Origin of the sequence: Lachnoclostridium sp. An196, from assembly GCF_002160135.1 — a bacterium.
Taxonomy (GTDB): domain Bacteria; phylum Bacillota; class Clostridia; order Lachnospirales; family Lachnospiraceae; genus Hominiventricola; species Hominiventricola avistercoris.
The window spans coordinates 237,138-246,800 of sequence record NZ_NFJZ01000004.1; the positions used below are offsets into that span (position 1 = coordinate 237,138).

Consider the following 9,663-nt stretch of genomic DNA (forward strand, 5'->3'; position numbering starts at 1 on the left):
TTATGGACTACCGTTATGCGATTTTTGATATGGATGGAACGCTGCTGGACTCTATCCCCTGGTGGAACCGCCTGGCTCTGGACTATCTGGCGGAGAAAGGCGTAAAAGGACCGGAGGATCTGAACCGGAGGATTATGACGCTGTCCGTGACGCAGGCTTCGGAATACCTGATCGAGCATTTCGGCCTGAGTGAATCTCCGGAAGAGATCACCCGGGAGATGAACGCGAGAGTGGAAGCGCGTTATCAGAACGAGATCGGGCTGTGTCCGGGGGCGGCTGAGGCACTGGAGCGGATGAAGGAGCAGGGGATACTCATGTGCGTGGCTACTGCTACCTCTCTGAAACTGGCCAGGCCGGCGCTGGAACGCAACGGGATCCTGCATTATTTCGATTTCCTGCTGGACTGCCATATAGCGGGAGCCGAGAAGACCAGTCCCAATATCTATCTGATGGCGGCGGAGCGGTTCCGGGCGCGCCCGGGAGACTGCGTGGTGATCGAAGATTCTGCCTACGCGATCCGTACGGCCAGGGAGGCAGGATTCTGGACTATCGGCGTCTATGAGCCAGAGATGCAGGATGCGGATCTGGCGCGCAGCTTTTGCCATCAGTTTGTAAATAATCTGGGAGAGATACGCCCCGGATATCTGGAAACGTAATATGTATAAATACATTTGCCGCGGGACGAAGCCGGTGTCAGCCGATAATAATTTGTCCTGCGGCTTTTTTCCGCGAGCAACGAGCCAAGCGGACATGCTTGCATGTCCATTTGGCGACTGCCGCGGGATCAAATACCCGGATGCTTGCCGCGGGGTATTTGACTTGAAACTTTTCTGGACTGTCACAGGTCTAATAAGTGAAAGGACAGAAGAAAGGAGGAAAACAAGGATGAAATCTTCGGAAAAGGAAGCGCTCGTACACGAGTGTCTGGTGAAAAACTATGGAAAATATTATAAGATCGCGTACAGTTATACATTTCACGAACAGGATGCCATGGACGTGGTGCAGGAGGGTGCCTACCGGGCGATCCTGAAGAGCGATTCTCTGAAACAGCCGGAATACGCGGATACCTGGATCTGCCGGATTATGATCCGTGAAGCGATTCGTTTCCTGGAAAAAAACCGGGGAAAGACGGTAGATCTGGCGGAGATACCGGAAGAAGGCCGGATGGACCAGATGGCGGATCCGGATCTGAAAGAGGCGTTGTCTTCGTTGGATGAAAAAGACCGCGCCATCGTAGTGCTCCGGTTTTTTGAAGAGGAAAAGCTGGAGACGATCGGACGGATGCTGGATCTGAATGTGAACACGGTAAAAAGCCGCCTGTACCGGGCGATGGACAAGTTGAAAAAATACATGGAGACAGGAGGGGCGAATTATGGAAAAATGGAAAAAGGAGTATGAGGAGATTAAAGTGCCGGAAGAGTTAAAGGATAGAATCGAATTCTCCGTGCATCGGGCACAGAGAGAAAAGAGGAGACGGAAAAGAAGTATATATAAAACGTTTGGAAGTATGGCCGCCGTACTGGCGGTTGTCCTGATCCTGCCCAATACCAGCCGGGAGGCCGCCGCCGCTATGCAGCAGATTCCGGTACTGGGCAATTTCTTTAAAGTGATCACGGTACGGGAGTATCAGGTGGAAGAAGATCATTACACCGCGGATGTACAGGTGCCGGAAGTGGTCTCTGAAACGCCGGAAGGCAGTTCGGAGGAAGTGACGCAGGAGGCGCAGCAGAGCGTGGACGCCATCAACTTTGATATCCAGAAAGCTACGGACGAGCTGATTCAGCAGTTCCAGGAAGAAATGGAATCTTCAGAAGAAGGGTACAGGAGTCTGGATATTAAAAGTACAGTGCTGACAGATAATGATCGGTGGTTCTCACTGGAACTCGTCATGTTCGAGGCGTCAGGAAGCGGATATGAGAGACACCGTCATTACACCATCGACAAGACTACCGGAAAGCAGCCGGCTCTGGCCGATTTCTACGGAGATGATTATGTGAGTGAGATCAGCGAAGAAGTAAAAACCCAGATGCGCGCCCAGATGGCGGCGGATGAAAATATCATCTACTGGGTGAACGATCCCGATATGGGAGACGAAAATTTCCAGCAGATTGCGGAAAACCAGGACTTCTACGTGAATGCTGACGGACATGTGGTGATCTGTTTCAATGAATATGAAGTGGCTCCGGGATATATGGGATGCGTAGAGTTTGTGCTGAATGACGTAACAGAATAATATGTGATTGACAAAAGGCCGCGGATTCATCTGCCGCGGCCTTTTTCTGTGCGTGAAAGAGCGAAAAACCGGTTGCCCGCTATGCCTCTTTTCCGGAACGCACCACCAGATCGGAAACGTCCACGCTGCCGGGCTGAGAGACTGCGTATAAAGCCGTGTTTGGGCCGATTTCTTCGGCAAGTTTTTTCAACCTGTCCTCACGTCTTGCGGAAAGGACGACCTTTGCGCCATTTTTCGCGAGAACCTACGCTGTTTCCGCTCCGATGCCTGATGAAGCTCCTGTGATGATAATGACCTTATTTTCGACGTACTGCATTTGATGCCTCCTGTTATTCCTTTGAATTTCATTTATACCTGACAGCATCAGGACTTATGTGCAATTATAGTTGGAATCCTGTTGATTGTGAATTGCCGATCGGATATAATCGTATAAATGAAAGTCATATCTTCTGAGCGGGGTGAATGATAATGGTCGGGCAGTTCGGGATTCTGGCTTGACAGATGCAGACAGAACCTGAAGGGAGCGAAATTATTGATCCAGGACAGCATAGACATGCTGTATGAGCTCCTGGACTTTTCTTCTCTGCCTGCGTTTAATTCTGACAGGGCAATGGAAGGCGGCTATGAATCGCAGGAACGGGTCACGATCCCCTTAACCGATGAGGCGGCACACGCCACATATTATCTTGCATGTCTGGATTCTGAAAAAGCAAAATACAGATCCATATTTCATGCTGTCCGGTCGTCGTCGGCGCGGGGAAGGTAAGGCGGCAGAAGACTCTTTTTCAGCCGATCCCGCCGAATACGGCGCCTGCCACCAGCACGACCATAGTCAGAATACAGAAACCATATTTATACAGCGGATAAAACCATCTTCCCACAGGCCGTTTCCTTCCCAGGGAGACGGCTTCTTCTACGGCTTTCTTTCCCCAGACCCAGGCAAACATGATCCCTGCCAGCCCTGCTCCCAGAGGACACACATAGATGGAGACGAAGTCCATCCACTGGCTGACGATGCCCTGGATACACAGAGCCACTGCAGTGCCTATGACGGCGATAACCGCCACCGCCCTGGAACGGCTGAACCTCAGATGATCCTGCAGGGTGGCTACCGGCGCTTCAAAAAGATTCACCAGAGAAGTGAACCCTGCAAAGAGCACCGCCAGGAAGAAGATGACCGCGATGATCCGGCTGCCCGGCATGGAAGCGAAAAGATTGGGCAGATAGATAAACATCAGCCCCGGACCTCCGGAAAAATCCCGGATGCCGGACGCCGCCATGGCGGGAACGATGACCAGCGCTGCCAGGAAGGCTGCCAGCGTATCGAAAAGCGCCACTTTCCAGGCGGAACTTACAATATCCTCTTTATCTGACAGATAAGATCCGTAGATAATGGTCCCGTTCCCCGCCAGAGACAGAGAGAAGAAGGACTGTCCCAGAGCATAGGCCCAGAGCATGGGATCTTTGAAATACTCCGTCTGGATGGTAAAGATGTGGGCGTATCCGGCTCCCGCGCCCGGCTGCATGGCCACGTAGACCACAAGGCTGATAAAAAGCACATAGAACAGGGGAATCATGATCTTGTTCGCTTTTTCGATCCCGGCAGCCACTCCCAGCGCCATCACCAGGAAAGTGCATACCAGCGCCACGAGCAGCCAGACATTGTTTCCAAAAGCGGAAGCAGTGCTCCCGAAAGCGGCTTCATAGCCGGAGACGTCATGGATATCGGAGCCGTAAGAGAGCGTGGAACCGGTAAAGGAACCTGCCAGATATTTGAAGATCCAGCCCATGACGACAGAATAGCCGATGGCAAGAGCCAAAGCCCCCAGCATGGGAATCGCGCCTATGGCGGATCCCAGACGGCGTTTTTCTTCTCCCTTGGAGGCGCATGCCGCGCCGAAGGCGCCGATGGGGCCTGAGCGCGCCTTTCTGCCGAAACTCATTTCCCCGATCACACCGGAAAAACCGATCACTACGTCAAAAAACAGGTAGGCCACAAGAAACGCGCCGCCGTATGCCGCGATACGGCTGGGAAACAGCCAGATATTTCCCATGCCTACCGCGGATCCGATACAGGACAGGATGAACCCCCACTTGGAAGTCCACAGGTCCCGGTTTTTATTTACATGATTTTTCTTATTCATAACAGTTATCTCCCTTGTAGATTCAGACATATCTTACCATACTTTTGCTTCTTTAGAAAGATTTAAGAAGATTTAAGAACATTTCGTACCCTGCCTGTAGTAAAATAAAGAAAAAACACGTTTATAAAGATGTAAATGCATTTACCGGGAGGATAAAAATATGTTTCTGTTTCTGGCGCTCCTGGACAGCCCCGGGGAGCAGGAAAAATTCAGAGAAATCTATGAGCATTACCGCCACTTTATGTGGTATCTGGCCAACCAGAGACTGCAGGATGAGCATCTGGCGGAGGATGCGGTACAGGAGGCGTTTCTGGCTCTTACCAGGCATCTGGACAAGGTAGAAGACGTGTACAGTCCCAGGACAAAACGTTTTCTTTCCACGATTGTCAGGAGCAAAGCGGTGGATATTCTGCGAAAAAGGGAGCCGGAGCAGGAATTTGAGGACTGCATGGAAGATGGCAGAGGAGGAACCGATATCCTGGAACAGTATTTGCGGAAAGAACAATATAATCAGCTGGTCAGCTGCATCCTGGAGCTGGACGACCGGTACCGGACCGTATTTGAGTACAAGTATCTGTATCAGATGACGGATGCCGAGATCGGCGATATTCTGGGAATCTCGGCGAAAAATGTCAATGTAAGGTATTTCAGGGCCAGGAAGAAACTGCAGGAGATGATCCGAAAGGAGGGGGGACGGTATGAAAAAGCCTGAAAAGCTGACCAGGGGAGAAGAACTGCTGGCCCAGGCACTGGAAGAATGTCTGGATGAAGACCTGAGCTTTGTCCCGCCGGAAAGGGAGATCGCCAGAACACACCGTTTTTCGGAGCGGTTTGCGGAATCTATGGACAGGTTCCTGGGAAAAGAGGTCAGAGAGAAAGAGATACGCAGACACTTTATGCCGCGTTACGGATATCTGGCGGCATGCATGCTGGTGTTCTGCGTATGCGGGGGCCTGTTCCTGGGGGTGCTCTATCCGGAATGGAGCAGAACCGGCAGTACGGCGGATGAAACGCAGACTGAGGAGTCGACGGCGGATATGCCGGAAGAGGCTGTGGAAGACGCCGCAGCTTCCGCGGAAGGCGCGGTTTCCGGTGGCGTTTCTGAAGATTACGGGGTCACGGCACAATCCGAGGCTGCAGAGCCGGAAGAAGCGGCAGCGGCGGCCGACGGAGGGACTCCTGCCGCGAAGGAATACTGCGGGCAGACCGTTTATCCGGCTGATCAGCAGGAGGTGCCGGAGACGCTGGGCGGCGTGACGGTAAAAGTCAACAGTCCGGTACAGGATGAAGAAACCCCGGTACTGTATCTGACCATCGGGAATACAGGGGAGGATACGGTGGAGTATGAAGACAGGTGCGCTCTGGAAGTGTGGCTGGACGATGGATGGTACGCGCTTCCGGTATATGAGGAAAAAGAAATCCGTACCGGAGAACTGGAAGCAGGGATGGCGGTGGACGAGATCGTGGACCTGAGCAGTTACGAGATCGATTACAGCGCACAGAGATTCCGCCTGGTTACCCGTGTAAACGGTGATAAGATCGGCGCGGAGTTTACGTTTTCGGAGGAATTTTCCGAGAGTATGAACAGCTGACCGGGAGAGGGGGCCCGGAGAAAGGGAGGGAAGGATGAAACAGAAAGTGTGGAAAAGACTATTGACAGGCGTACTGCTGACGGCTCTTCTGTCAACCGGCTGCGGAGCTTCCGCGGACAGTACGGCATCGTCGACGACAGAATCAGCAGCGATGGATATGGCTCCGATGGAGGAGAGCGCAGAGGAATCCGTAAGTGACGGAGGAGGGATTTCTTCGGGGAACGGCATCGAGGCGGTGGCGGATACGGAGCGCAAGCTGATCAAGACAGTGAATCTGGATGTGCAGACTCTGGAATTTGACGCGGCGACGGAAGAACTGACGGCAAAGGTAAACGAACTGGGCGGATATGTGGAGTCGTCTTCTGTCTACGGCAGCGATTATTATTATGAGAGTACCCGTTCTGCCAGTTATACGGTGCGGATACCCGCGGACCGTCTGGATGAATTTATAAATATCGTAGACGAAGTGGGCAATGTCACATACAAAAATGAATCGGTGGAAGATGTGACCCTGCAGTACGTGGACACGGAGAGTCATAAAGAGGCATTGGAGACGGAGCAGACCCGGCTTCTGGAACTTCTGGAGAACGCGGAAACGATGGAGGATATCATCACTATCGAGAGCCGGCTGTCGGAAGTGCGTTATGAGCTCGGTTCTTACGAAAGCCAGCTGCGTCTTCTGGACAATCAGGTGGATTACAGTACAGTTTATATTAACCTGACGGAAGTGGAACGGATCACGGAGACCGGCGAGAGGACCTTCTTCCAGGAAGTGGCGGACCGTTTCGGGGACAGCGCCTATGCCGTAGGCCGGGGCCTGAGGGGATTCGCGGTAGGATTCCTAGGATCGCTTCCGATCCTGGCGGTATGGGCGGCAGTGATCGCGGTGATCGTGCTGATCATTCGGAGGATTTTCAAACGTGCGGAACGCAGACGCGAAAAACAGTTGCGGAAGAATGAAGAGATAAAAGAAGAGAAATAATAAAACATAAATAAAGAACGCCCTGTACGGATGGAATTTTGTGAACCGTACAGGGCGTTTTGCCATGTTATACATTAATTTTTGTTATGAGAACATTAAAAAAATAAAATTTTATGTTTGTCTGTTCTTTGTTAGAATTTTTATAACAGTTCAGGACGCCGTCCCGAACCGGCAATTCTTTTAAAACAGGGGGCAGATAATATGAAAAAAATACCGGAAGGATACTTTGAGCCTGCGGAAAAACAAGGAAAAGTCGTAGGATTCGAGTATGACACGTTTCACTACGCGGGAGCCAGGAACCCGCTCCGAAAAAAGGCGTCTGTATTATTCCTGCCAGAAAAACGGAGGCTGTTCCTCCGTTTTTCTGTAAGCGGGAATGGATCTATACTCTGGCAGACGCTTTTTTGCAGGGCATGCCTCTGCATAGGCAGACCGGCGCTACGCACAGCAGCTTTTTGATGGCGGACGGGGTGATCCTGTTCCGGTGTGAGGATATCGGAAGGCATAACGCGCTGGATAAGGCCATCGGCTACGGAATCCGGAATGGTCTGGATCTGAAGAATGCAGTCCTGTTTACCAGCGGGTGGATTCCCACAGATATGGTGATGAAAACGGTACTCGCAGGAATTCCGGTACTGGCAGGCAGATCCGTACCCACAAAGGAGGCGGTGGAACTGGCCCGGAAATACCGGCTGACGCTGATCGGAAAGATGAAGGAGCGGGGGATGGTCTGCTATACCGGACAAAACAGCTTTACTTGACAAAATGAAGAAATCCGTGCTATGTTACAAAACAGGGTGATGAAGCTGTGCCAGTAGACATGAAGAATATCATTTCCAGCACGTTTGTATCCATGGTGAAACAAAAAGGAATTGATAAGATAACAGTAAAGGCATTGATTGATGAATGCAATATTTCCAGGCAGACTTTTTACTATCATTTTCAGGATATTATGGAAGTGATTGAATGGTCCATGGAACAGGCGGCCCGGGCGATGCTTGAACAAAGCCTGAGGGCGGACACGCCGGAAGAAGCATTGGGTATCTTGATTTCTTCCACATTAAATAACCGGGAGTTGATCCTGCGTCTCATGGATTCCCAGAAACGGGAACAGATCGAGGCGCTGTTTGTCAGAGCTGTCAGGAAATACCTGCAGGAGATGATACGCAGCAAGACGCAGGAACTCTCTATGCGATATTCTGATATGGAAGTGGCGCTGGACTTCTGGGCATTCGGAATATGCGGCTTGCTGCTTCAGTGCTGCAGGAAAGATCATGTGGATGCGGAAAATCTTGCCGTGCAGATCTGCAGGATGATTCCGGGCAGAAGCTGACAGTAAGGAAATGGAAAGAGGGGTATATGGTATGGCAGATTATAACGCGCTGAAAGAACTCGCATTGTCCTGCGGCTTTTCTCATGTGGGGGATCTGGATGTGGATACCATCGTGGTGCGCCCGGAGGTGCGGGAATCCTGCGCTGAAAATAAATGCCGGTCTTACAATAAAAACTGGGTCTGTCCGCCCGCATGCGGGACATTGGAAGAATGCAGTGAAAAGATCCACAAATATAAAAGAGGGCTGATCCTTCAGACTACCGGTCTCTTGGAAGACTCGCTGGATTATGAAGCTATGATGGAACTGGCAGATCATCATGGAAAACATATGGATCAGTTCAGCGATAAAATCCATGAGTTGTTTCCCGATGCCATGGTTATCGGCGACGGCCAGTGCAGGCGGTGCAAAATCTGTACTTATCCGGATGCTCCCTGCCGTTTTCCTGATAAAAAATCCTCATCCATGGAAGCTCTTGGAATGGTGGTAAGCGAAGTTTGCGCTGATAATGGAATCTCTTATTATTATGGTCCCGGTACGTTGACCTATGTAGGGTGCGTCCTGATCGAGTGAACTTGATGCCCCGCATGCTTGTATCGGGGTTTTTGATTTTCGGGCCTTGCATCCGGCATGGTGATATGTTACATTAAGCCCATCAGATAATTTCGGAAACGTTCCGGCGGGTTCCCGCCAATATTTCCCGGATTAAAAAAGAAAACTGGAAGCCTTTCCCCATGTCCAGAGAGGATGTATTGGCAGAGGTGGTGAGTGACCCCAAACTGAGGATCCCGTTCTGGAAACTCAACCAGGAGTGCCGGGAGCGCTTCCTGGAATTTCTCCAGGGCACGAAAACCCTTCCGGTCACTTATGATCCGTTCTTTAAAGCGGTCTTTCATCCGGACGTCCACCCGGAACGATTATCCTCGTTTATTTCCAGTCTGTTGGGAATTCAGGTGAAAGTCAAAGCCATCCTGCCCTCGGAAGACCGCCTTTCGGACGGGGATTCCCTCCTGATCATGGATGTGCTGGTGGAACTGGAGGACGGAAGCCTTACAAACGTGGAAATACAGAAGGTACCCTATGCATTTCCGGAGGGACGTATGTCCTGTTATTCCTCAGACCTGGTCATGCGTCAGTATGCCAGGGTGAGGGGAGAACGGGGAAAGCATTTTACTTACAGGGATATGAAGAAAGTATATACGATCATCATCTTTGAGAGAAGCACGCAGATATTCCGCCGGGTACCACAACACTATATACACAGGGGAAGCACGAAGTTTGATACGGGCCTGGAACTGTCCCTTCTTCAGGAATATTGCCTGGTATGCCTTGACGTGTTCCGGGAATTCCCTTATGCTAAAGATAAGAACGAACAGACGGC

At 51.2% G+C, this 9,663-nt stretch carries 12 protein-coding genes; 11 read left to right on the forward strand and 1 reads right to left on the reverse strand.

Annotated elements, in window-relative coordinates; translation table 11 throughout:
• The first annotated feature begins 2 nt into the window (after positions 1-2).
• The 4 genes from B5F29_RS06980 to B5F29_RS07000 all read left to right on the forward strand — a co-directional run bounded on the left by B5F29_RS06980 (position 3) and on the right by B5F29_RS07000 (position 2,999).
• Complete coding sequence (locus tag B5F29_RS06980; RefSeq protein ID WP_087153923.1) at positions 3-656, forward strand: HAD family hydrolase; 654 nt, start codon at positions 3-5, stop codon at positions 654-656.
• A 229-nt stretch (positions 657-885) separates the two neighbouring features.
• Positions 886-1,398, forward strand: coding sequence for an RNA polymerase sigma factor (locus tag B5F29_RS06985; RefSeq protein WP_087153924.1), 513 nt, complete (start codon positions 886-888; stop codon positions 1,396-1,398).
• Positions 1,373-2,233: a DUF3298 domain-containing protein gene (locus tag B5F29_RS06990; protein ID WP_087153925.1), complete on the forward strand. Its 861-nt coding sequence runs from the start codon at positions 1,373-1,375 to the stop codon at positions 2,231-2,233. Before B5F29_RS06985 ends, B5F29_RS06990 begins: the two co-directional genes overlap by 26 nt.
• 532 nt (positions 2,234-2,765) lie before the next feature.
• Positions 2,766-2,999, forward strand: a complete 234-nt coding sequence (locus tag B5F29_RS07000; RefSeq protein WP_087153926.1) for a hypothetical protein — start codon at positions 2,766-2,768, stop codon at positions 2,997-2,999.
• A gap of 19 nt (positions 3,000-3,018) precedes the next feature.
• Here the strand turns inward: B5F29_RS07000 and B5F29_RS07005 are convergent, their stop codons facing one another.
• Positions 3,019-4,377 (reverse strand): sodium-dependent transporter, encoded by a 1,359-nt coding sequence (locus B5F29_RS07005; RefSeq protein ID WP_242955602.1) that lies wholly within the window; start codon positions 4,375-4,377, stop codon positions 3,019-3,021.
• 160 nt (positions 4,378-4,537) lie between these two features.
• Here B5F29_RS07005 and B5F29_RS07010 point away from each other — a divergent pair, with 160 nt between their 5' ends.
• The 7 genes from B5F29_RS07010 to B5F29_RS07040 all read left to right on the forward strand — a co-directional run.
• Positions 4,538-5,089, forward strand: a complete 552-nt coding sequence (locus tag B5F29_RS07010) for an RNA polymerase sigma factor (RefSeq protein ID WP_087153928.1) — start codon at positions 4,538-4,540, stop codon at positions 5,087-5,089.
• On the forward strand, positions 5,076-5,969 hold the full coding sequence (locus B5F29_RS07015) for an immunoglobulin-like domain-containing protein (RefSeq protein ID WP_087153929.1): 894 nt from the start codon (positions 5,076-5,078) through the stop codon (positions 5,967-5,969). Before B5F29_RS07010 ends, B5F29_RS07015 begins: the two co-directional genes overlap by 14 nt.
• Before the next feature lie 34 nt (positions 5,970-6,003).
• Positions 6,004-6,951, forward strand: coding sequence for a DUF4349 domain-containing protein (locus B5F29_RS07020; RefSeq protein WP_087153930.1), 948 nt, complete (start codon positions 6,004-6,006; stop codon positions 6,949-6,951).
• Between the two features lie 326 nt (positions 6,952-7,277).
• Positions 7,278-7,712 (forward strand): formate dehydrogenase accessory sulfurtransferase FdhD, encoded by a 435-nt coding sequence (locus B5F29_RS07025; protein WP_275532924.1) that lies wholly within the window; start codon positions 7,278-7,280, stop codon positions 7,710-7,712.
• A gap of 47 nt (positions 7,713-7,759) precedes the next feature.
• Entirely contained in the window at positions 7,760-8,284 is a 525-nt protein-coding gene (locus B5F29_RS07030) for a TetR/AcrR family transcriptional regulator C-terminal domain-containing protein (RefSeq protein WP_143449130.1), read from the forward strand.
• Between the two features lie 31 nt (positions 8,285-8,315).
• On the forward strand, positions 8,316-8,855 hold the full coding sequence (locus tag B5F29_RS07035) for a DUF2284 domain-containing protein (RefSeq protein ID WP_087153933.1): 540 nt from the start codon (positions 8,316-8,318) through the stop codon (positions 8,853-8,855).
• Positions 8,856-9,016: 161 nt separating this feature from the next.
• Positions 9,017-9,663, forward strand: a 647-nt coding sequence (locus tag B5F29_RS07040; RefSeq protein ID WP_087153934.1) for a PD-(D/E)XK nuclease family transposase, incomplete at its 3' end; no start/stop codon positions are given.